Genomic DNA, 25757 nt, shown 5'->3' with positions numbered 1-25757 from the left:
TACCGCCCCACCCTGCCCAATACACACCGCTGGGGGCGCCGGGGCCCGGTTTTGTACCGGACACGGGCGCCGTCCGCGTTTCGCCCGCCAACACCCTTGGCCCTCCCGGTGCCGCATCCTCGAAGGAGCATCCGCAGCATGAGCAGCGAGCGTCTGGCCGGACTCCTCGACGAGTACGCGGAGCTGGAGAAGCGGCTGGCCGACCCGGCCATCCACGCCGACCAGGCCACCGCGCGCCGGGTGGGTCGCCGGTACGCCGCGCTGGTGCCGCTGCACAAGGCCGCCGGCGAGCTGGAGCAGGCTCGCGCCGACCTGGCCGCGGCCCGCGAGCTGGCCGACGAGGACCCGTCCTTCGCCGCCGAGGCGGACTCCATCGCGGCGTCCCTGCCGGCCCTGGAGGAGCGCCTCGCCGAGTTGCTCATCCCGCGCGACCCGCACGACGCCAAGGACGTGATCGTCGAGATCAAGGCCGGTGAGGGCGGCGAGGAGTCGGCGCTGTTCGCCGGCGACCTGCTGCGGATGTACACCCGGTACGCCGAGCGGCACGGGTGGATCACCGAGGTGATCGACGCGCAGGATTCCGACCTCGGCGGGGTCAAGGACGTCTCGTTGTCGATCAAGACCAAGGGTGTGCCGGACGGCGGCAACGGTGTCTGGTCGCGGCTCAAGTGGGAGGGCGGCGTGCACCGGGTGCAGCGCGTCCCGGTGACCGAGTCGCAGGGCCGGATCCACACCAGCGCGGCCGGGGTGCTGGTGCTGCCGGAGGCCGAGGACGTCGACGTCACCATCGACCAGAACGACCTGCGTATCGACGTGTTCCGCTCGTCCGGCCCGGGCGGTCAGTCGGTGAACACGACCGACTCGGCGGTACGGATCACGCATGTGCCGACCGGCATCGTCGTGTCCTGCCAGAACGAGAAGTCCCAGTTGCAGAACCGGGAGCAGGCGATGCGGATCCTGCGGGCCCGGCTGCTCGCCGCCGCCCAGGAGCAGGCCGACGCCGCCGCTTCGGACGCCCGCAAGGCGCAGGTACGCACCGTGGACCGCTCGGAGCGCATCCGCACCTACAACTTCCCGCAGAACCGGATCACCGACCACCGGATCGGCTACACCGCGTACAACCTGGACCTGGCTCTCGCCGGTGACCTCGACGGCGTCCTGGACGCCCTGGCCGAGGCCGACCGCGCCGCCCGCCTGGCCGGCGACACAGAACTAACCCGCCGCTAACCCCCCGCCCGCCCCCGCCCCCGCCCCCGCCCCCGCCCCCGCCCCCGCCCCTGCCCCGTCGATCATGGAGTCGTGGTGGGGAGATTGTCCCGTGGTGGGGCTTTAGTGGGGCACCACAAGTCCTTGATCGACCCCGAGAGAGGGGGAGTGGTCAGCTCGCGCGGGGGCGGGATTTCGCGCGTAGCATCTCCCGGTCGGCCTGCTCGAAGGCGACGCTGAGCGCGTCGCGCAGCCCGCTACCGCCGGAGACCTCGGCGAAGCCGATGCTCACCCCGACCGGGGTGCCGGGTACCAGCGACTCCCAGTCCTCGTTGCGTACCGCCGCCTCGATCCGGCGGGCCACCTCGGTGGCCTCGATCATGCCCGTGTCCGGGAGCACCACGACGAACTCGTCGCCGCCGTAGCGGGCCACGAAGTCTCCCCGGCGCATCACCCGGTTGATCACCCCGGCGATGCGTTGCAGCACCAGGTCACCGGAGTGGTGGCCGTGCCGGGTGTTGACCGCCTTGAAGCCGTCCAGGTCGCAGACGCCGATGACGACCCGCTCGCCCCGGGTGACGACGGCAGTGATGTACCGCTCCAGGCGACGCCGGTTGGGCAGGCCGGTGAGCGGGTCGGTCAACGCCTCACCCTCGTACCGTGCCGCCTCGCGACGCATCTCCTCGTGGTCGATCCGGGCGGCGATGCCGTCGATGTAGACGTCGCGCAGCCGGTCGTTGCGCTGGGCGGCGAGCCGGAACGCCAGCCGGTCCGCCCGGTGGGCCGCGGAATGGTCGCCGGCGCGGGCGAGCGCGATGCTGCGCAGCCGGGCCGGCTCGGCCGCCCCGAGCGTCTCGGTGGACACCCGGATGGTGTCCAGTCGGGCGACCGCCTCGATGGGCCGACCGTCCGCGACGGCCAGGCAGACCATGCCGAGTTGCCGCAGGTCCCGCGCGCGGGCGCTGTCACCGCCGTGGGTGAGCAGCCGGGACGGGCCGGCGTCGCCGGTCGGTTCCAGGGTGTCGCCGAGCGCGGCCTGCCGTGCCGCCGAGTACCCGTACGCGGCGAGGCTGCTGGGACGGAGCCGCCCGGCCCGCCCGCTCTGGACGAACTGGGCCAGGTCGGTCGCCACGTCCCGCAGCACGCGCAGGCAACCGTCGCTGTCACCGTTGTGGTCGAGCGCCACGGCGTTGCGCAGCCGGATGCCCGGCGCGGCGAACGTCTCCTCCGGGATCCCGGCGGTCAACCCGAGCTGCCGTGCGCGTTCGATCGCGCCCAGGGCGTACCCGTGGAAGCTGAGGTAGCTGTAGGCCATCGCCAGGTCGTGCCAGCCCCAGGCGGTGTCCCGGTCCGGGTCGTCCACGGCGTTCAGGGCCCGCGCTGCCTTGACGAGGTGGGTGACGCAGCGGTCCAGCGCGCCCTGGTGGTGGGCGGCGAGCGCGGCCAGCGCGTTGAGGTGCCCGTGCAGGTAGGGCTCGGCGAGGTCGCGGACGGCCGCCGACGCCTCCTCGATGGCCCGGGTGAACTCCGCCGTCCGACCGAGATTGATCAAGGCGGAGAGACGCTGGACCATGGCGTCCGCGCGGGCCGCCGGGTCCGACGTGGTGCGGATCACACGCTCCAGAAGGGTGTACGACTCCGCGGAGCGACTTGCTTCCTGCAAAGCGCGGGCGTGCGAGAGAGTGTCAACCTGGTCATGGACCCGGTCGAGCCAGCCCACCCACAACCTCCTGTCGTGTGCGCCTCGACGCACCCGTTCATGGCGTCGCCTCGCGACGCCCCATGATTATCGTGTGACCACTCTGCCGCAACACCCCCCCGAAGGGACAGGCCGCACCCGTCCGTCCGCCGCGGTGGCGCGGGCGGCCCGCGTACTCGCCGCGGCCGGCGTAGGCCCGGCGCGCGTGGAGGCCGAACTGCTGACGGCGTACGTGCTGGACGTGCCCCGGGGTCGGCTGGCCCTCGCCGACGATCTGGACGACGCCCAACTGGCCCGCCTGGACGAGCTGGTCGGGCGTCGCGCCGGCCGGGAGCCGTTGCAGCACCTGACCGGTCGGGCGGGTTTCCGGCACCTGGAACTGGCGGTCGGTCCGGGTGTCTTCGTGCCCCGGCCGGAGACGGAATTGCTGGCCGGGTGGGGTGTCGAGCAGGGCCGGGGCAGATCCGAGCCGCTGGTGGTGGACCTGTGCAGCGGCACCGGCGCGATCGCGTTGGCGGTGGCGCAGGAGCTGCCCGGGGCGCGGGTGGTCGCGGTGGAGCGGTCCTCGGCGGCGCTGGCGTGGTTACGCCGCAACGCGGCCGAGCGGGCCGCGGCGGGGGACCGGCCGATCGAGGTGGTCGAGGCCGACGTGACCGCGCCCGACCTGCTCACCGACCTGGTGGGTCGGGTGGACGTGCTGCTCTGCAATCCGCCGTACGTGCCGGTCGACGTGGTGGTGCCGCCGGAGGTGGCCGGGCACGATCCGGCGGAGGCGGTCTTCGGGGGCGTCGATGGTCTGGCGGTGATCCGACCGGTGATCGACCGGGCGGCGGCGCTGCTGCGACCCGGGGGCGTGATCGGGGTCGAGCACGACGACACGCACGGCGTGGCGGTGCCAGAGTTGTTCGCCCACGACGGCCGGTTCGACGCCGTCACGGAGCATCCGGACCTCACCGGCCGCCCCCGGTACGCCACCGCGTCCCGACGGGCGGACGGCCAGCACACCGTGCCCGGGCGGGCGTGGCAGACTGACTCCTCGTGATGCTCTACGACTGCCGATCGCCCGCCGATCGGGACCGCGGCATCGCTGCGGCCATCGAGGCGGTCAAGAACGGCGAACTGGTCGTCCTTCCGACGGACACCGTCTACGGGATCGGCGCGGACGCGTTCACGCCGTACGCGGTCAAGGCGCTGCTGGACGCGAAGGGCCGGGGTCGGCAGATGCCCCCGCCGGTGCTGATCGGTTCGCGGCACACCCTGGACGGCCTGGTCTTCTCGCTGCCCTCGGCGGCGCGGGACTTGGTGGAGGCGTTCTGGCCGGGTGCGCTGACGATCGTGGTCGAGCACTCGCCGAGCCTGCAGTGGGACCTGGGCGACAAGACCGGCACCGTCGCGGTGCGGATGCCGCTGCACCCGGTGGCCCTGGAGGTGCTGCGCGAGACCGGCCCGATGGCGGTCTCCTCGGCCAACAAGACGGGCCAGCCGGCGGCGGTGACCGCCGAGGAGGCGCGCGACCAGCTCAGCTACTCGGTGCGTGCGTACCTGGAGGCCGGGCCCTGCCCGGATCCGGTGCCGAGCACGATCGTCGACCTGACCGGCGAGGTGCCGCAGTTGCTGCGGGCCGGGGCGATCCCGCTGGAGAAGCTGCGCGACGTCGTACCGGATCTCCTCGACGTCCACCAGGGGGCCTGAGTGCCCCCGTTCACCGTCCTGCACGTCTGCATGGGCAACATCTGCCGCTCACCGATGGCCGAGCGACTGCTGGCCCTCGCGGCACGGGAGCGGTTGGTGCGGCGTTCGCAGGATCCGGCCGGCGTCGAGGAGTTGCTGCACAGCCACAGCGCCGGCACCGGCGGCTGGCACGCGGGCGAGGAGATGAACCCGCCGGCGGCGCGGCAGGTCATCGACCGTGGCGGTGACGTCGACGGGTTCGCGGCGCGCAAGCTGCGCTCGGACCACATCGACGCCGCCGACCTGGTCCTGACGGCGACGGCCGACCAGCAGGAGTACGTGGTGGCGCTCCGTCCGGACGCGGCGGCCCGTACCTTCGTGCTGGGTGAGTTCGGCCGGCTGCTGGCCGCGGTGGACGTCACCGCGCTGCCGGCGGCCGAGGCGACCCCGGAGGCGGTGTACGCGCGGGGCGTGGCCCTGGTGGCGGCGGCGCACGACAACCGGCTGGGCGCCTCGGCGCTGCCCACCGACGATCTCGACGATCCCTGGGGTCGCGGCGACCAGTGTTTCACCCGGGTCGCGGACGAGATCGAGGAGACGGTCCACCCGCTGGCCGCCGCGCTGCTGCCCTGAGCGCGGTGCGAGCCGCTGGCCGGCGCGCTGCTGCCCTGGGCGCGGTGCGAGTTTCCTCCGGGTTTGGGGAAAACCAGGGGCGAAAGGGGCGTTCCGGGTCATTCTGAACGGGTCCTAGCGTGACCGGCTCCTGCGGGGAGAGCTGATGATCCGGGCCCGACTCGACAAACTGCTGACCGTGGTGATCGCCGGCGTGCTGGCCGGACTGGTGCTGGCCGGGGCCGCCCTGCCCGCCGCCCTGGTCTTCGGGATCGGCTTCAGCGCCCTGTCCACGCCGTACTCGGAGCTGCCCAACACGCTCCGCACGCCGCCTACCGCGCAGCGCTCCAACCTCTACGCCAACGACGGCACCACCCTGATCACCTCCTTCTACCAGGAGGACCGGGTGGAGGTCCCGCTGCGCGAGGTCGCCCCGGTGATGCGCCAGGCCATCGTGGCCGCCGAGGACGTCCGGTTCTACCAGCACAGCGGGGTGGACCTGCGCGGTGTGGTGCGCGCCTTCACGGTGAACAAGCGCGACGGTAAGACCCGGCAGGGCGCCTCCACCCTGACCATGCAGTACGTCCGCAACGTGCTCAGCAGCGATCCCCGGCTGACCGAGCGGCAGCGCCAGGCGGCCACCGAGCTCACCACCGCCCGCAAGCTCCAGGAGATGCGGTACGCGCTGGCGCTGGAGCGGGAGCTCAGCAAGGAGGACATCCTCACCCGCTACCTCAACATCGCCTACTTCGGTGCCGGGGCGTACGGGATCGGGGCGGCCAGCAAGCGCTACTTCTCGGTCTCGCCGGCTGAGTTGACCCTGCCCCAGGCCGCGCTGTTGGCTGGTCTGGTCCGGTCGCCGGACAGTGACGACCCGATCAACGGGGACGCCGACAGCGCCCTGCACCGCCGGACGTACGTGTTGGAGCGCCTGGTCGAGACGGATCAGGTCCCCGCCGACGCGGCGGCGGCGGCACAGGCCGAGCCGCTGCAGCTGCGGCCCAGCGAGACGCCGAACGACTGCACGGGGGTGCCCGACGGGCATTCGGACTGGGGTTTCTTCTGCGACTGGTTCACCCGCTGGTGGAGCAGCCAGTCGGCGTTCGGGTCGAGCGCCGACGAGCGACAGCGCATGCTGCGCCGGGGCGGGTTCTCCATCGTCTCGTCGCTGGATCCGGCCGTGCAGCAGGCCACCACCGAGCAGGTCCTGCGCATCTACCGGCCCACCGAGGCGCGGGCGGTACCCACCGCCGTGGTGCAGCCCGGCACCGGCCGGGTGCTGGCGATGTCGGTGAACCGCAACTACAGCGTCGAGGACAACCCGGTCGGACAGAAGAACTATCCGAACACGGTCAACCAGCTCGTGGCCGGTGGTGGGGCCATCGACGGGTATCAGGCCGGTTCGACGTTCAAGCTCTTCACCATGCTGGCCGCGCTGGAATCCGGCATGCCGCTGTCGACCGAGTTCACGGCGCCGACGCAACTGCTCACCCGCTTCCCGGCGACCGGTGCGGGTAGCTGTGACGGCCGCTGGTGCCCGGCGAACGCCAGTCCGTCGGCGATGGACGGCCCCCGCACGATGTGGACCGGGTTCGGCCGGTCGGTGAACACCTACTTCGCCTGGCTGACCGAGCGGGTCGGCGCCGACCGGGTGGTCGAGATGGCCGAGCGGCTGGGCATCGTGCTGCGGGCCGACTCCGACGAGCGGCTGGCCCGCTACGGCGCGAAGGACTGGGGCCCGTTCACCCTGGGTGTCGCCGCGACGACCCCGCTGGACCTGGCCACGGCGTACGCCACGGTGGCCGCGGAGGGGACGTGGTGCGCGCCGCTGCCGGTGGTCTCGATCAACGACTCGGCCGGCCGGCCGGTGGATGCCGCCAAGCCGGACTGTCGGCAGGTACTCGACACCGACGTGGCCCGGGCGGCGGCGGACGCGGCCCGCTGCCCGGTGGGCGACCAGTCGATGTACGGGCGGTGCGACGGCGCCACGGCTCCCGATCTGCGATCCCGGCTGGGCCGCCCGGTGGCCGGCAAGACCGGCAGTTCCGAGCGGTACGAGACGGAGACGGTGGTGGCCTTCACCCCGCAGTTGGTGGTCGCCTCGATGGCGGCCAACCCGGACGACCCGCGCGACGCGGTCGGTCAGGCCGTGCAGGCCCGGATGGTGACCGGGGTGGGCGAGGTCCTCTCCCGTGCCCTGCATGACCAGCCGGTACGCGACTTCGTCCCGCCAAGCGAACGGGCCGCCTTCCAGGTCACCGCCGCCCGAACCACAAACTGACCCCGCCCCGCCCCGCCCCGCCCCGCCGACTCCGTTCGCGCCGATCTTGCAGTTTCTGCGGGGATTTAGGGTGCCAAGGCCGCAAAGCGACAACACAAAGTGCAAGATCGGCGTGGGCGGCGTGGGCGGCGTGGGCGGCGTGGGCGGCGTGGGCGGCGTGGGGGTGGGGTGGGTTAGGGGGATTGTTCGGCGTTGCGGGCTATGTTGCGGGCCATCCCGCCGAAGATCACGGCGTGGAACGGGGTCACCGAACTCCAGTAGGCGTGACCGCCGAGGCCGCGAGGGAGGAAGACGGCGCGTTGCTGGTAGCGGCTGTGGCCGTTCTCGGCCGGCAGCGCCCGCATCTCCAGCCAGGCGCGGCCGGGCAGCCGCATCTCCGCGCGCAGCCGCAACAACTCGCCCGGAATGATCTCCTCGACCCGCCAGAAGTCCAGCGCCTCGCCGACCTGGAGGCGGTGCGGGTCGCGCCGGCCCCGGCGCAGCCCCACACCACCGACCAGCCGGTCCAGCCAGCCGCGTACCGACCAGGCGAGGGGGAACGAGTACCAGCCGTGCTCGCCGCCCACGCCCTCGATGACCCGCCAGAGCGCGGCCGGCGACGCGTCCACCGCCCGTTCCCGTACGTCCGTGTACACCGTTCCGCCGGACCAGTCCGGGTCGCTGGGCAGCGGCTCGGCGGGCGCGTCGGTGCCGCTCGCGGTGGACCAGCGCGTCTCCACCTGGGCGTCGCGCACCTTGGCCAGCGCCAACCGCACGGCGTCGTCGAAGCCGGTGAGGCCGCCGGGCGGATCGGGCACGTACCGGGCGATGTCGTGTTCGTGGGCCACGGCCTCGTGGATCAGGCTCTCCACCAGCGGCCGGGCGATCTTGTTCGGTACCGGGGTGATGAGGCCGACCCAGTGCGACGAGAGCGACGGGGTGAGGGGCCGGACCGGCACGATGATCCGTCGTCGTAACCCGGCCACCCGGGCGTAGCGGTCCATCATGTCGCGGAAGGTCAGCACGTCCGGTCCGCCGATGTCGAAGCCGCGGTTGACCTCGGGCGGCAGGGTGGCACAGCCGGCCAGGTAGCGCAGCACGTCGCGGACCGCGATCGGCTGGATCCGGTTGCGGACCCACCGTGGCGTGACCATGGCGGGCAGCCGCTCGGTCAGGTAGCGCAGCATCTCGAACGACGCCGAGCCGGAGCCGATGATCACCGCGGCGCGGAGCACCGCCGTGGGCACGCCGCTGGCGAGCAGGATCCGGCCCACTTCGGCCCGGGACCGCAGGTGCGGCGACGGGACCTCCGCGTCGGCCGCCGGCTCCGGACCACCGAGGTAGACGATCCGGCGTACGCCGGCCGCGCGGGCCGCCGCCGCGAAGTTCGTCGCCGCCGTCCGGTCGGCCGCCTCGAAGTCCGCCCGGCCGAGCGAGTGCACCAGGAAGTACGCGACGTCCACGTCGGCGAAGGCGGCGGGCAGTGTCTCCGGCCGGCTCAGGTCACCCTCGACGATCTCGGCCGCCGCCGCCCACGGAACATCGCGCAGGCGTACGGCCTTGCGGGCGAGGCAGCGCACGGTGTGCCCGTCGGCGAGTAGCAGCGGCGTCAGTCGCCCGCCGATGTATCCGGTGGCTCCGGTGACGAGGCATCTCACGGGTCCCAGTGTGCGGCCCCGGAGGGCCTGTCGCACAGGAACTGGCCGGCCGCCCTTGTGCGACAGGCCCTAGACTCGTTCGCTGTGGAGACCGAGACGAGCACCTTCTGGGGGCCGGATTTCGCCCAGCTCAGGGCCACCGATCCGGAGATCGCCGGGGTGGTCCTCGGTGAGCTGGACCGGTTGCGGGGTGGCCTGCAACTGATCGCGAGCGAGAACCTGACCTCGCCGGCGGTGCTGGCCGCGCTCGGCTCGACGTTGACCAACAAGTACGCCGAGGGGTACCCGGGTCGGCGCTACTACGGCGGCTGCGCCGAGGTGGACCGGGCCGAGGAGATCGGCATCGCCCGGGCCAAGGAGCTGTTCGGGGCCGAGCACGCCAACCTCCAGCCGCACTCCGGGGCGAGCGCCAACCTGGCCGCGTACGCCGCGCTGGTGCAGCCGGGGGACACGGTGCTGGCGATGGACCTGCCGCACGGCGGGCACCTCACCCACGGCAGCCGGGTGAACTTCTCCGGCAAGTGGTTCCACCCGGTGGGCTACCCGGTCCGGCCGGACACCGAGCTGATCGACTACGACGAGGTACGCGATCTGGCCCGCGCGCACCGGCCCAAGCTGATCATCTGTGGGGCCACCGCGTACCCCCGGCTGATCGACTTCGCCCGGTTCCGGGAGATCGCCGACGAGGTCGGGGCGTACCTGATGGTGGACGCCGCGCACTTCATCGGCCTGGTGGCCGGTCGGGCCATCCCGTCGCCGGTGCCGTACGCCGACGTCGTCTGCACCACCACCCACAAGGTGCTGCGCGGCCCCCGGGGCGGCATGATCCTCTGCCGCGAGTCGCTGGCCCAGCGGATCGACAAGGCGGTCTTCCCGTTCACCCAGGGCGGCCCGCTGATGCACGCGGTCGCGGCCAAGGCGGTCGCGCTGCGTGAGGCGGCCCAGCCCGAGTTCCAGACGTACGCCGCCCAGGTGGTGCGCAACGCGCAGGCGCTCGCCGCCGGGCTGGCCGACGAGGGCATGCGCCCGGTGTCCGGTGGCACCGACACCCACCTCGCGCTGATCGACCTGCGGGAGCTGGGGGTGACCGGCGCGGAGGCCGAGGCCCGCTGCGACGCCGCCTCGATCACCCTGAACAAGAACGCCATTCCGTACGACCCGCAGCCGCCGTTGGTGGCCTCCGGTATCCGGGTGGGCACACCGAGCGTCACCACGCAGGGCCTGCGCGAGGGTGAGCTGCGGCAGGTGGCCGCCCTGATCGCCCGCGCGGTACGCACGAACCCGGGTGAACCGGGTGGCGCCGACGCGCTGAGCACGATCGGCGCCGAGGTGGCCGAACTGGTCGCGGCTTTCCCGGCGTACCCCCGTGGCTGAGCCCGGGGTGGTCGAGCCCGCGAGCGACGGGCGGTGGCGGCTGCGGCACCTGCCGGTGCTGCTGGCCGCGTCGGCGGCGCTGGCCGTGGTCGCGGCCGTGGTGGGCGGGGTGACCGGTGGCGCGACGGGCGCGCTCGGCGCGGCGGCCGGGGTGGGCGTGACGGTGCTCAGCTACACCCTCACGACGGTGGTGCTGGCGCGGGCCGACCAGGTCAACCCGCAGTTGCTGCTGCCGCTCGGGCTGGGGCTGTACGTGCTGAAGTTCACCCTGTTGGGTGTCGTCCTGGTGGCGGTGGCGTCGACCGGTTGGGCGGGGTTGGTCCCGCTCTGCCTCGGCATCGTCGCCGGGGTGGCAGTGTGGACAGCGGCGCACCTCTGGTGGCTGACCACGGTGCACGCCCGCCGCTCCGGCTGACCTGGTCGTCGACACGGGTGTCCCACCTAGCGGACGCGCGGCAATGTGTCGGCCTCCGGTCATTTTCCGACGGGCGGAAGGGGAGTAGCGTGCCCACAGACGACGGCGCCCACGAGAAGCCCACACAACGACGGTTGTGCGGGGGGTGAGGCACAGCCTCGTCTTCCCGGCTGATATCGTTCGCCCCGTCATGGCTGATGACCAAACCCCCCGTCCCGCCGGTCAACCGGACGACTATCCGTCCGGCGCCGGTCAGGGTTGGACCGCGCTCAGCTACCTCATCGGAGGCATGCTCGTGTGGGGTTTCATCGGCTGGCTGGTCGACCAGTGGCTCGACACCGGTGGCGTCGCCACCGGGATCGGCTTCGTGCTCGGCATGGCTGGGGGCGTCATCCTGGTCATCCGCCGACTCGGCACGCCTACTTAGGAAGGGACGCGGTGTTCGGACAGGCGAACGTCCTGGCAGCGGGCCAGGCGGCATTCCCACCCAGTGTGGAGGACTTCTACCTGCCCGCGATCGTGCCCTGGGGCGCGGAGAACGCTCCGTGGTTCACCAAGTTCACCTTGATGATCTGGATCGCGGTCGGCGCCTTGATCATCTTCTTCCTGGCGACCTACCGGAACCCGAAGCTGGTGCCGACCAAGAAGCAGTGGTTCGCCGAGTCGATCTACGGCTTCGTGCGCAACAACATCTCGGTCGACATGATCGGGCACCAGGGCGTGCGGTTCGCCCCGTACTTCACGACGCTGTTCTGCTTCGTGCTGGTGACGAACGCCTTCGCGATCATCCCGTTCTTCCAGATCTCGCCGAACTCGCACATCGCCTTCCCGGCGATCCTCGCGGTGATCAGCTACGTGCTGTTCAACTACATCGGCATCCGGCACCACGGCTTCGGCAAGTACTTCAAGCACGCCCTGATCCCGCCGGCACCCTGGTACATCCTGCCGCTGCTGATCCCGATCGAGGCGTTCTCGACCTTCATCATTCGGCCGTTCTCGCTGGCCGTTCGTCTCTTCGCGAACATGTTCGCCGGCCACATGCTCCTGCTGGTCTTCACGCTCGGCGGCTTCGCGATGCTCAACGCCAACGCCTGGTTGGCGCCGGTCTCGGTGGTCTCCTGGGTGATGACCGTGGCGCTGACCCTCCTCGAGGCGCTCGTCATCGTCCTGCAGGCCTACGTCTTCACGGTCCTGAGCGCCAGCTACATCCAGGGCGCTCTCGCCGAAGAGCACTGATCCACGCACCAACCGTTGTCGTCCCGCGTGAGAGTCACGCGTGATAACCAGGAGGAACCACACCAATGGACGTTAGCGTTCTCGCCGCGGTCAACGGCAGCACCGCCGCCATCGGCTACGGCCTCGCGGCCATCGGCCCGGGCATCGGCGTTGGCCTGGTCTTCGCCGCCTACATCCAGTCGACCGCCCGGCAGCCCGAGTCGTCGCGCATGACCCTGCCGTACGTCTGGATCGGCTTCGCCGTCATCGAGGCGCTCGCCCTGTTCGGCATCGCCTTCGGCTTCATCTGGGCCAAGTAGTACCCGCCCCTTCCGACCGGGAGGTCACCCATGTTGTTCCTCCTCGCCGCCGAGGGTGGTGAGTCAGACCACAACCCGATCATTCCGATCTGGCAGGAGATCGTGGTCGGCACGGTCGCCTTCGCCGTGCTCTGCTTCGTGCTGATGAAGTTCGTCTTCCCGCGTATGGAGCAGACGTTCCAGGCTCGGGTCGACGCGATCGAGGGCGGCATCAAGCGCGCCGAGGCCGCCCAGGCCGAGGCGAACCAGCTGCTTGAGCAGTACCGCGCCCAGCTCGCCGAGGCGCGGACCGACGCCGCCAAGATCCGTGACGACGCGCGGGCCGACGCCGAGGGCATCCGGCAGGACATCCTCGCCAAGGCGCGGGAAGAGTCCGACCGGGTCATCCAGGCCGGCAAGGACGCGCTCGCCGCCGAGCGGGCCACCATCGTGCGCGAGCTGCGCGCGGAGGTCGGCACCATCGCGGTGGACCTGGCCAGCAAGATCGTCGGCGAGTCGCTGGCCGACGAGGCGCGGCGCAAGGGCACCGTCGACCGGTTCCTGAGCGGCCTCGAGAGCACGGGGGCCCGCTGATGCAGGCCGCCAGCCGGGAGTCGTACAAGGTCGCGGCCGAGGGCCTCGACGCGTACGTCCGCGGCGCGGAGCCGTCGGCGGTGGCCTCCACCGCCGACGCCATCCTCTCCGTGGCGACCCTGCTGCGGCGTGAGCCGCGGCTGCGTCGGGCGCTGTCCGACCCGGCTCGTTCCGGCGCGGACCGCGGCGCGCTGCTCGGCGACATGCTGGGTGGGCGGATCGGCGCGGACGCGCTCGACCTGCTCGTCACGCTGGTCTCGGGCCGCTGGTCGGCACCGTCGGAGTTGCTCGACGGCACCGAGCGCCTCGGCGTGGAGGCGCTGCTGGCCAGCGCCGACTCCGCCGGTGAGCTGGGCGAGGTGGAGGACGAGCTGTTCCGCTTCGGTCAGGTCGTGTCCGGTCAGTCGGCGCTGAGCAACGCTCTCGCCGACCCGGTCGCCCCGGTCGAGCAGCGGGCCACCCTGGCTCGCGAGCTGCTCGCCGGCAAGGCCCGGCCGGTCACCGTCAGCCTCGTCGAGGCTGCGCTCGCCGGCTTCGGCGGGCGTTCCTTCACCGGAGCGCTCACCCGGCTGGTCGAGCTGGCCGCCGACCGGCGTGACCGGCAGGTGGCGTACGTGACCGTCGCGGCCCCGTTGAGTGACGAGGACGAGCGTCGACTGGGTGCGAGCCTCGCCGCGATATACGGTCGGGAGGTGTCCGTCAAGCAGACGGTCGACCCCGCCGTTCTCGGTGGCGTGAGCGTCCGGGTCGGTTCCGACCTGTACGACGGCACCATCCTGCGCCGCCTCAACGAGACACGCAACGCGCTCGCGAAGCGCTGAACGGCTCACCGCCAGCAATGCGGTGGTTCCGCCGCCTCACGTTGGGGCGGCTCCGCCGCCGCAGCGCCTGGATTGACAGACGCCATTCGGACCGGTTGGTACTAGGTATCCCGGGCCCCTGAATTTTAAGGAAGCAGAGGATGGCCGAGCTGACCATCTCGACGGAGGAGATCCGCGGCGCCCTGGAGCGCTACGTCTCCTCCTACTCGTCCGACGTCTCCCGCGAGGAGGTCGGCACCGTCGCCGACACCGGCGACGGCATCGCCCACGTCGAGGGCCTGCCCTCGACCAAGACCAACGAGCTCCTGGAGTTCGAGGACGGCACGCTCGGCGTGGCGCTGAACCTCGACGTGCGGGAGATCGGCGTGGTCGTCCTCGGTGACTCCGCCAAGCTGGAGGAGGGGCAGCGGGTCAAGCGCACCGACCGCGTGCTCTCGGTTCCGGTCGGCGACGCGTTCCTCGGCCGCGTGGTCAACGCGCTCGGCCAGCCGATCGACGGCCTCGGCGACATCGCCGACGAGGGCTACCGCGAGCTGGAGCTGCAGGCTCCGAACGTGATGTCCCGGCAGTCGGTGTTCGAGCCGCTGCAGACCGGCATCAAGGCGATCGACGCGATGACCCCGATCGGTCGGGGCCAGCGGCAGCTGATCATCGGTGACCGCAAGACCGGCAAGACCACCGTCGCCCTGGACGCCATCCTCAACCAGCGCGACAACTGGCGCACCGGCGACCCGAAGAAGCAGGTCCGCTGCATCTACGTCGCCATCGGCCAGAAGGCCTCCACCATCGCCTCGATCAAGGGGCAGCTGGAGGAGGCGGGCGCGCTGGAATACACCACCATCGTCGCCTCGCCGGCGTCCGACCCGGCCGGCTTCAAGTACCTCGCCCCGTACACCGGCTCGTCCATCGGACAGCACTGGATGTACGGCGGCAAGCACGTTCTGATCGTCTTCGACGACCTGAGCAAGCAGGCCGAGGCGTACCGTGCCGTGTCGCTGCTGCTGCGTCGCCCGCCGGGCCGTGAGGCGTACCCGGGTGACGTCTTCTACCTGCACTCCCGCCTGCTGGAGCGCTGCGCGAAGCTCTCCGACGAGCTGGGTGGCGGCTCGATGACCGGTCTGCCGATCATCGAGACGAAGGCCAACGACATCTCGGCCTTCATCCCGACCAACGTCATCTCGATCACCGACGGCCAGATCTTCCTGGAGACCGACCTGTTCAACCAGGGCGTTCGTCCGGCGATCAACGTCGGTACCTCGGTCTCCCGGGTCGGCGGCGCCGCCCAGGTGAAGCCGATGCGCAAGGTCGCCGGCTCGCTGCGGCTCAACCTGGCCCAGTACCGCGAGCTGGAGGCGTTCGCCGCCTTCGCCTCCGACCTGGACAAGGCCTCGCAGAACCAGCTGAACCGGGGTTCGCGTCTGGTGGAGCTGCTCAAGCAGCCGAACTACTCGCCGTACCCGGTGCAGGAAGAGGTCGTCTCGGTCTGGTCCGGCGTCGAGGGCAAGCTCGACGACATCCCGGTCGGCGAGGTGCGGCGCTTCGAGGCGGAGTTCCTCCAGTACCTGCGGCACAAGCACGAGGGTGTCCTCGCGTCGATCGCCGACAACCAGTGGGGCGATGACATCATCAACTCCCTGGACACCGCGATCGGCGAGTTCAAGCAGGTCTTCCTCAACAAGGAGGATGAGCGCAAGGTCAACGACGCGCCGGCCGCTCCGCTCGAGGGTGACGAGAACCGCGAGACGGTGACCCGCTTCCGCGACGGCGCGACCGACCGCCCGGCCGAGAGCTGATCTGATGGCGGCCCAGGTACGCGTTCTTCGTCAACGAATCCGCTCGGCGAAGTCGATGAAGAAGATCACCAAGGCGATGGAGCTCGTGGCGACGAGCCGGATCGCCAAGGCCCAGGCGCGGGTGCAGGCGTCCCTGCCGTACGCCGAGGCCATCACCGGTGTGCTCACGGCGCTGGCGTCCAACGCGCGGATCGACCACCCGCTGCTCACCCCGCGCGAGCGGGTGCGGCGGGCGGGCGTCCTGTTGGTCACCAGCGACCGTGGCCTGGCCGGCGGTTACAGCTCCAACGCGATCAGGATGGCCGAGTCGCTGATCGCCCGCCTCAGGGCGGACGGCAAGGAGCCGGTGCTCTACGTCATCGGACGTAAGGGTGTCGGGTTCTACCGGTTCCGCGACCGGCCGATCGAGGCGAACTGGACCGGGTTCAGCGAGCAGCCGTCGTTCGAGGACGCCCGCGCCGTGGGTGAGACGCTGATCAAGGCGTTCACGGCCGGCGCGGACGACGTCGACGGTGGCGCTGGCGCGGACGGGGTGCGGGGCGTGGACGAGTTGCACATCGTCTACACCGAGTTCCACTCACTGATGACGCAGAACCCGGTTACCAAGGTCATCGGTCCGATGCAGGTCGAGGACCGGCCGCGCTCCGAGGGGCTGCTGCCGGCGTACGAGTTCGAGCCGGAGGCGGAGGCGCTGCTCGACGCGCTCCTGCCGAGGTACATCAACACGCGGATCTACGCGGCGTTGCTGGAGTCGGCGGCGAGTGAGTCGGCGGCACGGCGGCGGGCGATGAAGAGCGCCACCGACAACGCCGAAGAGATGATCGAGAAGTACACGCGTGAGATGAACTCGGCCCGTCAGGCCGGGATCACCCAGGAGATCAGCGAGATCGTCGGCGGCGCCAACGCGCTTGCCGCGTCGGGAAGTGAAGTGTGATGACTGCACCAGTAGAGACCAAGACGGCCACGGGTCGCGTGGTCCGGGTCATCGGCCCGGTCGTCGACGCCGAGTTCCCGCGCGACGGCATGCCGGCCCTGTTCAACGCCCTGAACGTCACCGTGAGCCTGTCCGGCGGTGAGAAGACGCTGACCCTGGAGGTCGCCCAGCACCTGGGTGACAACCTGGTCCGCGCGATCTCGATGCAGCCGACGGACGGTCTGGTTCGCGGCGCCGAGGTTCGCGACTCCGGTAAGCCGATCACCGTTCCGGTGGGCGACGCGGTCAAGGGCCACGTGTTCAACGCGATCGGCGAGGTGCTCAACCTCAAGGAGGGCGAGACCCTCAACCCGGACGACCACTGGGGTATCCACCGCAAGGCCCCGGCCTTCGCGGACCTGGAGCCGAAGACCGAGATGCTGGAGACCGGCATCAAGGTCATCGACCTGCTCGCCCCGTACGTCAAGGGCGGCAAGATCGGTCTGTTCGGCGGCGCGGGCGTGGGCAAGACGGTGCTCATCCAGGAGATGATCACCCGGGTTGCCCGTAACTTCGGTGGTACCTCGGTCTTCGCCGGCGTGGGTGAGCGCACCCGTGAGGGCAACGACCTGATCGCCGAGATGACCGAGTCCGGCGTCATCGACAAGACCGCGCTGGTCTACGGCCAGATGGACGAGCCGCCGGGCACGCGTCTGCGGGTCGCGCTCTCCGCGCTCACCATGGCGGAGTACTTCCGCGACGTGAAGAAGCAGGAGGTGCTGCTCTTCATCGACAACATCTTCCGCTTCACGCAGGCGGGTTCGGAGGTCTCCACCCTGCTCGGCCGGATGCCGAGTGCCGTGGGTTACCAGCCGACCCTGGCCGACGAGATGGGCGAGCTCCAGGAGCGGATCACCTCCGTCCGGGGCCAGGCCATCACCTCGATGCAGGCGATCTACGTGCCGGCGGACGACTACACCGACCCCGCCCCGGCCACCACGTTCGCCCACCTCGACGCGACCACCAACCTGGAGCGGTCGATCTCCGACAAGGGCATCTACCCGGCCGTGGACCCGCTGGCGTCCTCGTCCCGGATCCTCGCCCCGGAGTTCGTCGGCCAGGAGCACTTCCAGGTCGCCACCGAGGTGAAGCGGATCCTGCAGCGCTACAAGGACCTGCAGGACATCATCGCCATCCTCGGTATCGAGGAGCTCTCCGAGGAAGACAAGATCACCGTGGCCCGGGCCCGGCGGATCGAGCGCTTCCTCTCGCAGAACACCTACGCGGCGGAGCAGTTCACCGGCGTGCCGGGCTCGACGGTCCCGATCAAGGAGACCATCGAGGCGTTCCGCAAGATCAGCGAGGGTGAGTACGATCACTTCCCCGAGCAGGCGTTCTTCATGTGCGGCGGTCTCGAGGACCTGGAAGCCAAGGCTGAGGAGCTGATGAAGGCCTGACAGCCCTCGTCGTACCTGTACCGCAAAAGACTGCCCCGGCAATGTCGGGGCAGTCTTTTGTTCATCTTCACGTCTTACCATCGTCGCGGTCCGTTACTCGTGGTCGTCACTCACGTGGCAGCCGAGATACGGTCGGTCCGCGCGTTCGCCATCACGAGCGCGGACGAGTGCAACCTTTCGACGACGTGAGCCCGTCTCCTCTGCGTGGGCGTAGCGAACGGAGATGAGTGTGGGTAAGGCCGGCAAGAAGGGCCGCAAGTCGTCCATGTGGCGGGGCGTGCCGCGCTGGGCCAAGGTGTGCACCGTGTTCGGCCTGGTGCTGACCATGCTCAGCGGCGGTGTGCTGGTCGGCACCGAGGTGCTGATGGCCCGCTACGAGGGCGCCGTCGGCAAGGCCGACCTCTTCGGTGACCAGGCGGCGGGCGCCAAGGAGAAGAAGAGCGACATCAAGGGCCCGCTCAACCTCCTGCTGGTCGGCATCGACCCGCGTACGCCGACGGCGGCGCCGCTGGCCGACTCGATCATGGTGCTGCACGTCCCGGCGTCGATGGACCGGGCCTACCTCTTCTCGCTGCCGCGGGACCTCTACGTCGACATTCCGGCCTTCAAGAAAGCCAACTTCAACGGCGAGTCGACGAAGATCAACGCAGCCATGTCGTTCGGCAGTCAGGTGCCCGGCAAGAACCCCGACGCGGCGCGGGGGTTCGAGCTGCTGGCCACGACGGTGCAGAACGTGACCGGCATCAAGCGGTTCGACGCCGGTGCCATCATCAACTTCACCGGCTTCCAGAAGATCGTCGACGCGATGGGCGGCGTCGACATGTACGTCGAGCGGGACGTGAAGTCGGAGCACAAGCAGCCGGACGGCAAGCCCCGGCCGGGCAACCCGCACGGCTACGGCTACATCGGCCCGCAGGCGGTCTACAAGAAGGGCAACCACCACCTCAGCGGGTGGCAGGCTCTGGACTACGTCCGGCAGCGCTACGAGCGCAACGGTGTCCCGGACGCCGACTACGGCCGGCAGCGGCACCAGCAGCAGTTCGTCAAGGCGATGGTCGGGCAGGCATTCAGCGCCGACGTGGTCGCCAACCCGATCAAGCTGGACAAGGTGCTGCGCGCCGCCGGCCAGTCCCTGATCTTCAACGGTCGGGGCAACAGCGTTGTCGACTTCGGGCTCGCCCTCAAGAACATCCGCCCGAACACCATCCAGATGATCAAGCTTCCCGGTGGCGGGCTCTTCGAGGGCAAGACCTACAAGGGTGAGCAGTTCCAGGCAGGCGTCCCGGACTTCTTCACCGCCCTGCACAATGAACAACTGGACCCGTTCCTGCTCGAGCACCCGGAATTCCAGAACAAGACCAAGTAGCCGTGGCGCAGCTCTCGCCACCCGCGTTGGGGGCGGCGCGGCGGCACGACTAGACTTTCGGCAATCCGCCGCCGCAGCAAGGAGACAGCGTGGCAAAGCAGCTTCACGTCGAGCTCGTCGCCGTCGAGGAGAAGGTCTGGTCCGGTGAGGCCGAGATGGTCGTCGCCCGGACCACCGAGGGCGAGCTCGGTGTCCTGCCGGGTCACGCGCCGCTGCTCGGCCAGCTCGCCGAGCCCGGTCAGGTCCGCATCAAGCTGGCCGGCGGCGAGCAGGTCTCGTACGAGGTGGCCGGCGGCTTCCTCTCGGTGAGCGCCGAGGGCGTCACCGTGCTGGCCGAGAGCGCGACCCCGGTTTCCGCGCAGAGCCGCTGAGTCACACCGGGGATGGAGATCGTCGAAGGGATCGGGGTCGGCGTCGCCGTCATACTCGTCGCGCTTCTCGTGCTCTTCGTCCGGCGGGCCCTCGTGACCCGCAGCGGTGGCATCATCCGGCTCAGCGTCCGGGTCACCACCGTGCTCGACGGGCGTGGCTGGTCGCCCGGCTTCGGCCGGTTCGCCGCTGACGAGCTGCGCTGGTATCGAATGTTCAGCTTCGCGATCCGCCCCAAGCGGGTTCTCTCCCGCAAGGATCTCGCGGTCGAGCGCCGACGGTTGCCCGAAGGGCAGGAACGGCTCTCCATGCCGGCCGACTGGGTGATCCTCCGCTGTACGAGTCACCACGCACCGGTGGAGATCGCCATGGCGCGATCGACCGTGACCGGTTTCCTCTCCTGGCTCGAGGCCGCCCCTCCGGGGGCGGTCTCGCCGCGTCTGGCCTCCCAGGACTGGCCGGCTGCCTGAGCCGTGCCGGCTGTCGGTGTCCCGCTCGAATGGATCCCGGAACGAAAAATTGGGCCACGGCAAGCCGTGGCCCAATTTGTTGCTGCGTGACTAGCAGCTCGAGGTCCGCCAGCGGTGCGATCGCAGGTTCTCGTAGATGTCGTTCATGAACTGGTCGTTCTGTCCGAGGCATCCGTACGTGCCGGTGTAGTTCGCGCCGGAGTAGAAGTACACGGACCGGTAGCTCGTGCTCCGGCCCCGGTTCTCGGCCGAGCGGACCACCTGGTTGTCCGCCCAGGAACACACGACGGGCGCGTTGAACCAGTCATTGTCTGCGTTGCTCCAGCTACACATCGAGCCGGTGGCGTTGCTGCCGCTCCAGACGCAGAAGTCCCCGACCGGGCACGTGGCGGCTGCCTGTGCCGGCAGGGCCATTCCGAAGACGAGTAGCGACATCATTCCGAGCGTGGCGACGAGCCTGCGTGCGATCCTCACAAATCTCCCCGTTCATCGGCAGTTCGCGGCAGCCGATCGATGCCGCCCCCCAGACCCTATACATAGGACAGTTGGACGTCGATAAATATCGAGTGACGGCGAAGCGAACCGGGCGTGATTCCACGCCTGGCCGGGTCAGGTGGGAGTGAGAGAACCGCCCCGACGTCGGCAAGTCGGCCGGCGTGCCGACGACGGTGGCGGGCCGGGTCGGAGGGGGCTGGTTGGGAATTCGCCGGGACCACGCGTGGTAGCCGCGAGATCGGGAACCCCACACCCGTACGACGCAGACGGTCAGCGGTTGCCGCCCGGCACCCATAGCACATCGCCCGCCGGATTTGCCGTTCTTGACAGGATAAAGAGCAGATCGGAGAGCCGGTTGAGATACTTTGCCGGGAGCGGGCTGGTCCGGTCCGGATCGTGGCTGACCAGCGCCCACGCTGCCCGCTCGGCGCGCCGGGCGATGGTCCGCGCCACGTGCAGCAGCGCCGCGCCGGCGGTGCCGCCGGGGAGGATGAAGGAGTCGAGCTTGCTCAGGCGCGCGTTGTACTCGTCGCACCAGCCCTCCAGGCGCTCGACGTACTCCTCGGTTACCCGCAGCGGCGGGTACTTCGGCTCCGGCTCGACGGGCGTGGACAGGTCGGCGCCGACATCGAACAGGTCGTTCTGTACCGACGCCAGGACGGCCCGCAGCTCCTCGTCGAGCTGGCCCAGGGCGAGTGCGACCCCGATCGCCGCGTTGCACTCGTCGACATCCGCGTACGCGGCGATCCGTGGATCGGTCTTCGGGACCTGCTCGTTGTTGCTCAGCCTGGTCATGCCGGCGTCGCCGGCCTTGGTGTAGATGCGCGTGAGGTGGACGGCCATGACGCACAGCCTACGGATACCGGAACTGACGATCCCCGCTCGGCCGGACACGACAGCCGGCTGGCCAGCGGTGGTGGGTCCGGGCGACGCCGGTGACACGGCGGTCAACGACGTCGACGTCATCCGGGTCTGCGGTGCGGCCCGGCTGGCGGGCACCGTGCACGTCGTCGGCGCCAAGAACTCGGCACTGAAGTTGATGGCCGCCGCGCTGCTCGCTCCCGGCCGCAGCGTGATCACCAACGTTCCGCGGATCACCGATATCGCGATCATGGGGGAGGTCCTGCGGCGGCTGGGCTGTGACGTCCGGTTCGACACGGACCACCCCGTCGATCCGATGGTGGCGCGGGGCGGCGTCGCCCGGTCCCGCTCGGTCACCATCGACGTACCCGAGCAGCCGGGCGCGGAGGCCGACTACGACCTGGTCCGGCGGCTGCGCGCGTCGATCTGCGTGCTCGGCCCCCTGCTGGCCCGTCGTGGCTACGTGCGGGTGGCCCACCCGGGCGGCGACGCGATCGGCTCACGTGGCCTGGACATGCACATCTCCGGGCTGACCCGGATGGGCGCGGAGATCTCCGGTGAGCACGGGTTCGTCATCGCCGAGGCCCCGCACGGGCTGCGCGGCGCCGACATCGTGCTGGACTTCCCGAGCGTGGGGGCGACCGAGAACCTGGTCATGGCAGCGGTGCTGGCCCAGGGCGCCACGACGATCGACAACGCGGCCCGGGAGCCGGAGATCGTCGACATCTGCACGATGCTCAACCAGATGGGCGCGCGGATCTCCGGCGCCGGCACGTCCACCCTGCGGATCACCGGCGTGCCCGGCCTGCAGCCGGTGCGGCACGCCACAGTGGGGGACCGGATCGTCGCCGGCACCTGGGCGTTCGGCGCCGCGATGACGCGTGGCGACGTGACGGTCACCGGCCTGGACCCGGCCTACCTGGAGGTCGCGCTGGACAAGGTCGTCGCGGCCGGCGGCCTGGTCGAGACGCGGGGCGACGGCTTCCGGGTACGCATGGACGACCGGCCCCGCGCGGTGGACGTGGTGACCCTGCCGTACCCCGGCTTCGCCACCGATCTGCTGCCGATGGCGATCGGGCTGGCCTCGGTCAGCGACGGCGCATCCCTGATCACGGAGAACATCTTCGACGGCCGGTTCATGTTCGCCAACGAGATGATGCGGCTCGGCGCGGACATCAAGACCGACGGGCACCACGCCGTGGTCCGGGGTCGGGAGCGGCTGTCCGGGGCGCCGGTACGCGCCACCGACATCCGCGCCGGCGCCGGGCTGATCATCGCCGGACTCTGCGCGGACGGACCCACCGAGGTCTCGCACGTGCACCACGTCGACCGGGGTTACCCGGACTTCGTGGCCGACCTGCGTGCGCTCGGCGTGGCGGTGGAGCGGGGCACCGCGCCCGAGGAGCCGTCGCTGGAGATCTGAGACCCCGCTGCGCCTCTCGCGGTCTCAGGTGGCCTGCAGCGAGGCGCGCACGTGCCGTCGGGCGTCGTGGATGCGTGACTTCAGGGTGCCGACCGGGATGGAGAGGTGGTCGGCGATCTGGTCGTAGGTCAACTGGCACAGGTCGCGCAGTACGAGCGGGGCGACCAGTTCGGGTCGGTGCGCCTCCAGCCGTTCCAGCGCGTCGAGCAGGTCGAGCCGGGAACCGGCGATCACGCTCGTGGTGCGGGGGTCGGCGGTGTCGAGCGGGAGCTGGGGCGTGGACTGCTCCTCGGCCCGACGCTTGAGGCTCCGATACGTCTGCCGGGCGCAGTTGGCGGTGACGATGTGCAGCCAGGTGGAGAACTTCGACCGGCCGGCGAAGCTGTCAATCTTGCGGGCGACCTGTAGAAGGGCGTCCTGGCACGCCTCCTCGGCGTCCTGCCGGCAGGGCAGGAGGCGTAGGCACTGCCGCATGACCTGCGGGCCGATCCTGATCAGCAACGCGTCGAGTGCGGCAGCGTCCCCTTTGGCGGCACGATCGGCCAGCTCCTCGATATCAAGATCGTCTGGCATGCTCAGGCCCCGTTCCTCAGCGTTTAGTCGGCCATAATACGGGCGTGTCAGTACCCGGCAGGATCGGCCGATACCGCGTTGTAGGGCGTATCGGATCCGGAGCGTTCGCCACCGTGTGGCTCGGCGCCGACGATGCTCTGGACGCCTCCGTCGCGATCAAGGTGCTGGCCGACAACTGGTCGTACCACTCCGATCTGCGGGAGCGGTTCGAGCAGGAGGCGCGGATCATGCGCCGGACGGACTCGAGCCTGCTCGTGCGTGTGCTCGACGTCGGTGAGCTGCCGGACGGACGCCCGTACCTGGTGATGCCGTACGCGGCCGGTGGCACCCTCGCGGATCGACTCGCTGCGGGACCGATGTCCGTCCGGGAGGCGCTGCTCGTCGCCTCCGACATCACCCGCGCCGTCATGGTGCTGCACGAGGCCGGCGTGCTGCACCGGGATCTCAAGCCGTCCAACGTGTTGTTTCAACCGGCGGCGGGTCGGGATCGGGTGCTCGTCGCCGACCTTGGCCTGGCCAAGGCGCTCGCCAACGCGTCCGGCTTCACGATCGCGGCCGGCACACCCGGCTACATGCCGCCCGAGCAGGCCACCGCCGGTGGCGGTCTGGACATCCGCGCGGACGTGTACGCGATCGGCGCGACGACCTACCACATGGTGACCGGCCGCCCGCCCGACCCGGCATGGTCCGCTGGCAGCCGATCGGGCCGGGCCGGACGTTCTCTCCCCCGTCCGTCCCAGCTTCGGCCCGGAGTCCCCTCCGAAGTGGACGACCTGGTGCGGCGTGCGCTGCATCCCGACCCGCGGCAACGCTGGGCGTCCGCCGCGGTGATGCTCGAGGAACTCCAGCGGGTCATCGCGTCGACGGAGCGGGAGGCCGGCCGTGGTCGGTTCGTGCGGCAGTTGGGGAGGGTCGTCGGCGTCGGGGTCGCCCTGGGCGCCCTGCTGGCGACGACCGGTTCCAGCTCCACCTTGTCGGAACGGTCCGGGTGGGTTCGCGTACACGATGTCTCCGGCGCCCTTTCGGTCGCGGTGCCGGCGAACTGGGCCGGCCAGGTGAAGGACGCCGGCTGGGACCCTTCGGTGCTGCGCCTCGCGGCCGGCCAGGCGCCGGGTCTCGTGGTGGCCCCGGATCTCGCCGTCTGGCCGGATCCGGCGAGTGGGATGCCCGGTGTGTTCGTCGGGGTGAGCAGGGCCCTGCTCGGCGGCGACCTGGCGCCGGCGTTACCCAGCCACGCCTCCTGTGTCCAGCAGCCCGACCGGACCTTGGACGTGGGCGGCGACCGGGCGCTGGTACGGCGGTGGACCTCGTGTGCCGCCTCCGTCTCGTTCAGCGAGGTCGTGATCGCCGTGCCGCAGCGTCGCTACGGCGTCTACCTGCAGATCAAGCAGGTCGGCGACGCGGACCTGACCGACGAGATCCTGGCCGGCCTGCGGTTGTCCAGCGCGCTGGCGCCGCAGGCCGGCCGTTTCGGGTCCGTCTACTCGTAGCAGTCCTGGTTCGCGTACTGGAGGGTCAACTGGACGACCTTGCCCTTGATCGTCTCGATGCGGTAGACGGCCTTGCTGTTGCCGGGGGTCTTCGCGAAGCCACGACCGTTCGTCGCGTCTCCGTCGGCCGCCGTCCAGGCCGGGTAGATCCGCAGCATCTCGGCGCTCGACATGCCGATGCGTGCTCCCTCGGGCGTCTTGATCCCCTCGTACGCGTCGATGGTCGCGATACCCAGCGTCGACGAGAGAAGGACGGCCCCCTCCTCGCTGCGGGCGGCGCGCAGGTACGACGGCGTGCAGCCGCCCGTGTTGCTGGCGAACGCCCGCAGCAGTCCCGTCCCGGTGGCCTGCTGGCGGGTCATGCCGAGCTTGAGTGAACCGATGCCGTTCGGACCCAGGACGAGCGACGTGGGGCGGGTCGCGGTGCTGGACGGCCGGGCGGACGGCGTCGAGGAGGGAGAGGTCGAGGAGGGAGAGATAGGCGGCGGGATGGGGCTGCCGGTGGTGACCGCGCTGGTCGTCGGTTCGGGCGAGCCGGCCGGCGCGGCGTTGCCGTCCTGGTGTGCGGGCGACGAGCACGCCGCGACGAGCAGGAGGCAGGTGAGGGTTCCGACCATGGACGTTGCGCGCATCATGAGCTCCAGGCTGTTGCCACTTGTTGGTTGTCGTAGGGTTCGATGCACCCACTCGGGAGTTTGTTCGCTCCGGCGAGTCGCGAATTCG

The 25757-nt window shown here is 70.5% G+C and carries 26 protein-coding genes; 20 read left to right on the top strand and 6 right to left on the bottom strand.

Annotation, left to right across the window (positions count from 1 at the left end; translation table 11 throughout):
* Positions 1-138: 138 nt before the first annotated feature.
* The gene (gene prfA, locus AB0J36_RS19980; protein ID WP_357133945.1) at positions 139-1227 is read left to right on the top strand and encodes a peptide chain release factor 1; all 1089 of its coding nucleotides are present in this window, start codon (positions 139-141) and stop codon (positions 1225-1227) included.
* 151 nt (positions 1228-1378) lie between these two features.
* Here prfA and AB0J36_RS19975 read toward each other — a convergent pair whose 3' ends face one another.
* A complete protein-coding gene (locus tag AB0J36_RS19975) occupies positions 1379-2926 on the bottom strand; it encodes a GGDEF domain-containing protein (RefSeq protein WP_357133948.1) in 1548 nt (515 codons plus the stop codon).
* Between the two features lie 73 nt (positions 2927-2999).
* On the opposite strand from AB0J36_RS19975, the gene prmC reads away from it, so the two are divergent.
* The 4 genes from prmC to AB0J36_RS19955 all read left to right on the top strand — a co-directional run bounded on the left by prmC (position 3000) and on the right by AB0J36_RS19955 (position 7469).
* On the top strand, positions 3000-3947 hold the full coding sequence (prmC, locus tag AB0J36_RS19970) for a peptide chain release factor N(5)-glutamine methyltransferase (RefSeq protein ID WP_357133951.1): 948 nt from the start codon (positions 3000-3002) through the stop codon (positions 3945-3947).
* Complete coding sequence (locus tag AB0J36_RS19965) at positions 3947-4597, top strand: L-threonylcarbamoyladenylate synthase (protein ID WP_355052883.1); 651 nt, start codon at positions 3947-3949, stop codon at positions 4595-4597. The genes prmC and AB0J36_RS19965 overlap by 1 nt, the downstream gene beginning before the upstream one ends.
* Positions 4598-5209 (top strand): phosphotyrosine protein phosphatase, encoded by a 612-nt coding sequence (locus AB0J36_RS19960; RefSeq protein ID WP_357133954.1) that lies wholly within the window; start codon positions 4598-4600, stop codon positions 5207-5209.
* A gap of 145 nt (positions 5210-5354) precedes the next feature.
* A complete protein-coding gene (locus AB0J36_RS19955; protein WP_363660973.1) occupies positions 5355-7469 on the top strand; it encodes a transglycosylase domain-containing protein in 2115 nt (704 codons plus the stop codon).
* Positions 7470-7642: 173 nt separating this feature from the next.
* Here AB0J36_RS19955 and AB0J36_RS19950 read toward each other — a convergent pair whose 3' ends face one another.
* Positions 7643-9106 carry an SDR family oxidoreductase gene (locus AB0J36_RS19950; protein ID WP_357174580.1) on the bottom strand — a complete coding sequence of 488 codons (1464 nt, stop codon included), beginning with the start codon at positions 9104-9106 and terminating at the stop codon, positions 7643-7645.
* A gap of 84 nt (positions 9107-9190) precedes the next feature.
* Between AB0J36_RS19950 and glyA the strand changes: the two genes are divergently transcribed.
* The 13 genes from glyA to AB0J36_RS19885 all read left to right on the top strand — a co-directional run bounded on the left by glyA (position 9191) and on the right by AB0J36_RS19885 (position 20192).
* Positions 9191-10480 carry a serine hydroxymethyltransferase gene (gene glyA / locus AB0J36_RS19945; RefSeq protein ID WP_363660972.1) on the top strand — a complete coding sequence of 430 codons (1290 nt, stop codon included), beginning with the start codon at positions 9191-9193 and terminating at the stop codon, positions 10478-10480.
* The gene (locus tag AB0J36_RS19940; protein WP_357133967.1) at positions 10473-10895 is read left to right on the top strand and encodes a hypothetical protein; all 423 of its coding nucleotides are present in this window, start codon (positions 10473-10475) and stop codon (positions 10893-10895) included. The genes glyA and AB0J36_RS19940 overlap by 8 nt, the downstream gene beginning before the upstream one ends.
* 190 nt (positions 10896-11085) lie before the next feature.
* Complete coding sequence (locus tag AB0J36_RS19935) at positions 11086-11322, top strand: hypothetical protein (RefSeq protein ID WP_355052858.1); 237 nt, start codon at positions 11086-11088, stop codon at positions 11320-11322.
* Between the two features lie 11 nt (positions 11323-11333).
* The gene (gene atpB / locus AB0J36_RS19930) at positions 11334-12131 is read left to right on the top strand and encodes a F0F1 ATP synthase subunit A (protein ID WP_357133971.1); all 798 of its coding nucleotides are present in this window, start codon (positions 11334-11336) and stop codon (positions 12129-12131) included.
* Positions 12132-12196: 65 nt separating this feature from the next.
* Entirely contained in the window at positions 12197-12430 is a 234-nt protein-coding gene (locus AB0J36_RS19925) for an ATP synthase F0 subunit C (protein WP_357133974.1), read from the top strand.
* Between the two features lie 33 nt (positions 12431-12463).
* A complete protein-coding gene (locus tag AB0J36_RS19920) occupies positions 12464-13003 on the top strand; it encodes a F0F1 ATP synthase subunit B (RefSeq protein ID WP_112584053.1) in 540 nt (179 codons plus the stop codon).
* Positions 13003-13824 (top strand): F0F1 ATP synthase subunit delta, encoded by an 822-nt coding sequence (locus tag AB0J36_RS19915; protein WP_357133977.1) that lies wholly within the window; start codon positions 13003-13005, stop codon positions 13822-13824. The genes AB0J36_RS19920 and AB0J36_RS19915 overlap by 1 nt, the downstream gene beginning before the upstream one ends.
* A gap of 140 nt (positions 13825-13964) precedes the next feature.
* Positions 13965-15617, top strand: coding sequence for a F0F1 ATP synthase subunit alpha (gene atpA, locus AB0J36_RS19910; protein WP_357133980.1), 1653 nt, complete (start codon positions 13965-13967; stop codon positions 15615-15617).
* 4 nt (positions 15618-15621) lie between these two features.
* Positions 15622-16551, top strand: coding sequence for a F0F1 ATP synthase subunit gamma (locus tag AB0J36_RS19905; protein ID WP_357133983.1), 930 nt, complete (start codon positions 15622-15624; stop codon positions 16549-16551).
* A complete protein-coding gene (gene atpD / locus AB0J36_RS19900; RefSeq protein ID WP_357133986.1) occupies positions 16551-17987 on the top strand; it encodes a F0F1 ATP synthase subunit beta in 1437 nt (478 codons plus the stop codon). The genes AB0J36_RS19905 and atpD overlap by 1 nt, the downstream gene beginning before the upstream one ends.
* 223 nt (positions 17988-18210) lie before the next feature.
* Positions 18211-19353 (top strand): LCP family protein, encoded by a 1143-nt coding sequence (locus tag AB0J36_RS19895; protein WP_357133989.1) that lies wholly within the window; start codon positions 18211-18213, stop codon positions 19351-19353.
* An 89-nt stretch (positions 19354-19442) separates the two neighbouring features.
* On the top strand, positions 19443-19724 hold the full coding sequence (locus AB0J36_RS19890; protein ID WP_355052864.1) for a F0F1 ATP synthase subunit epsilon: 282 nt from the start codon (positions 19443-19445) through the stop codon (positions 19722-19724).
* 12 nt (positions 19725-19736) lie between these two features.
* The gene (locus AB0J36_RS19885; RefSeq protein WP_357133993.1) at positions 19737-20192 is read left to right on the top strand and encodes a DUF2550 domain-containing protein; all 456 of its coding nucleotides are present in this window, start codon (positions 19737-19739) and stop codon (positions 20190-20192) included.
* A 90-nt stretch (positions 20193-20282) separates the two neighbouring features.
* On the opposite strand, the gene AB0J36_RS19880 is transcribed toward AB0J36_RS19885, so the two are convergent.
* Both AB0J36_RS19880 and AB0J36_RS19875 read right to left on the bottom strand, forming a co-directional pair.
* On the bottom strand, positions 20283-20627 hold the full coding sequence (locus tag AB0J36_RS19880) for a peptidase inhibitor family I36 protein (protein ID WP_357133996.1): 345 nt from the start codon (positions 20625-20627) through the stop codon (positions 20283-20285).
* Between the two features lie 330 nt (positions 20628-20957).
* Entirely contained in the window at positions 20958-21530 is a 573-nt protein-coding gene (locus AB0J36_RS19875) for a cob(I)yrinic acid a,c-diamide adenosyltransferase (protein ID WP_357133999.1), read from the bottom strand.
* On the opposite strand from AB0J36_RS19875, the gene murA reads away from it, so the two are divergent.
* On the top strand, positions 21529-22971 hold the full coding sequence (gene murA, locus AB0J36_RS19870; protein WP_357134005.1) for a UDP-N-acetylglucosamine 1-carboxyvinyltransferase: 1443 nt from the start codon (positions 21529-21531) through the stop codon (positions 22969-22971). The two genes, AB0J36_RS19875 and murA, sit on opposite strands and share 2 nt — an antisense overlap.
* Before the next feature lie 24 nt (positions 22972-22995).
* On the opposite strand, the gene AB0J36_RS19865 is transcribed toward murA, so the two are convergent.
* A complete protein-coding gene (locus AB0J36_RS19865; protein WP_357134008.1) occupies positions 22996-23544 on the bottom strand; it encodes an RNA polymerase sigma factor in 549 nt (182 codons plus the stop codon).
* Between AB0J36_RS19865 and AB0J36_RS19860 the strand changes: the two genes are divergently transcribed.
* A complete protein-coding gene (locus tag AB0J36_RS19860) occupies positions 23481-25034 on the top strand; it encodes a serine/threonine-protein kinase (protein WP_357421902.1) in 1554 nt (517 codons plus the stop codon). The two genes, AB0J36_RS19865 and AB0J36_RS19860, sit on opposite strands and share 64 nt — an antisense overlap.
* On the opposite strand, the gene AB0J36_RS19855 is transcribed toward AB0J36_RS19860, so the two are convergent.
* On the bottom strand, positions 25025-25669 hold the full coding sequence (locus tag AB0J36_RS19855; protein WP_357134014.1) for a hypothetical protein: 645 nt from the start codon (positions 25667-25669) through the stop codon (positions 25025-25027). The two genes, AB0J36_RS19860 and AB0J36_RS19855, sit on opposite strands and share 10 nt — an antisense overlap.
* Positions 25670-25757 lie beyond the last annotated feature (88 nt).

This window comes from Micromonospora sp. NPDC049662 (assembly GCF_040675055.1).
Classification (GTDB): domain Bacteria; phylum Actinomycetota; class Actinomycetes; order Mycobacteriales; family Micromonosporaceae; genus Micromonospora.
Note: the sequence above shows the minus strand (reverse complement) of the source record. Positions and strands in the feature narration are given on the sequence as shown.

Excerpts from the sequence above, each read along its gene's own strand:
- AB0J36_RS19935 (WP_355052858.1), top strand. The coding sequence starts at position 11,086 with ATGGCTGATGACCAAACCCCCCGTCCCGCCGGTCAACCGGACGACTAT.
- AB0J36_RS19925 (WP_357133974.1), top strand. The coding sequence starts at position 12,197 with ATGGACGTTAGCGTTCTCGCCGCGGTCAACGGCAGCACCGCCGCCATC.
- AB0J36_RS19880 (WP_357133996.1), bottom strand. The coding sequence starts at position 20,627 with ATGTCGCTACTCGTCTTCGGAATGGCCCTGCCGGCACAGGCAGCCGCC.
- AB0J36_RS19965 (WP_355052883.1), top strand. The coding sequence starts at position 3,947 with ATGCTCTACGACTGCCGATCGCCCGCCGATCGGGACCGCGGCATCGCT.
- AB0J36_RS19895 (WP_357133989.1), top strand. The coding sequence starts at position 18,211 with ATGAGTGTGGGTAAGGCCGGCAAGAAGGGCCGCAAGTCGTCCATGTGG.
- murA (WP_357134005.1), top strand. The coding sequence starts at position 21,529 with ATGACGCACAGCCTACGGATACCGGAACTGACGATCCCCGCTCGGCCG.
- atpD (WP_357133986.1), top strand. The coding sequence starts at position 16,551 with ATGACTGCACCAGTAGAGACCAAGACGGCCACGGGTCGCGTGGTCCGG.
- atpA (WP_357133980.1), top strand. The coding sequence starts at position 13,965 with ATGGCCGAGCTGACCATCTCGACGGAGGAGATCCGCGGCGCCCTGGAG.
- AB0J36_RS19855 (WP_357134014.1), bottom strand. The coding sequence starts at position 25,669 with ATGATGCGCGCAACGTCCATGGTCGGAACCCTCACCTGCCTCCTGCTC.
- AB0J36_RS19955 (WP_363660973.1), top strand. The coding sequence starts at position 5,355 with ATGATCCGGGCCCGACTCGACAAACTGCTGACCGTGGTGATCGCCGGC.
- AB0J36_RS19865 (WP_357134008.1), bottom strand. The coding sequence starts at position 23,544 with ATGCCAGACGATCTTGATATCGAGGAGCTGGCCGATCGTGCCGCCAAA.
- AB0J36_RS19885 (WP_357133993.1), top strand. The coding sequence starts at position 19,737 with ATGGAGATCGTCGAAGGGATCGGGGTCGGCGTCGCCGTCATACTCGTC.
- AB0J36_RS19875 (WP_357133999.1), bottom strand. The coding sequence starts at position 21,530 with ATGGCCGTCCACCTCACGCGCATCTACACCAAGGCCGGCGACGCCGGC.
- prfA (WP_357133945.1), top strand. The coding sequence starts at position 139 with ATGAGCAGCGAGCGTCTGGCCGGACTCCTCGACGAGTACGCGGAGCTG.
- AB0J36_RS19915 (WP_357133977.1), top strand. The coding sequence starts at position 13,003 with ATGCAGGCCGCCAGCCGGGAGTCGTACAAGGTCGCGGCCGAGGGCCTC.
- AB0J36_RS19905 (WP_357133983.1), top strand. The coding sequence starts at position 15,622 with ATGGCGGCCCAGGTACGCGTTCTTCGTCAACGAATCCGCTCGGCGAAG.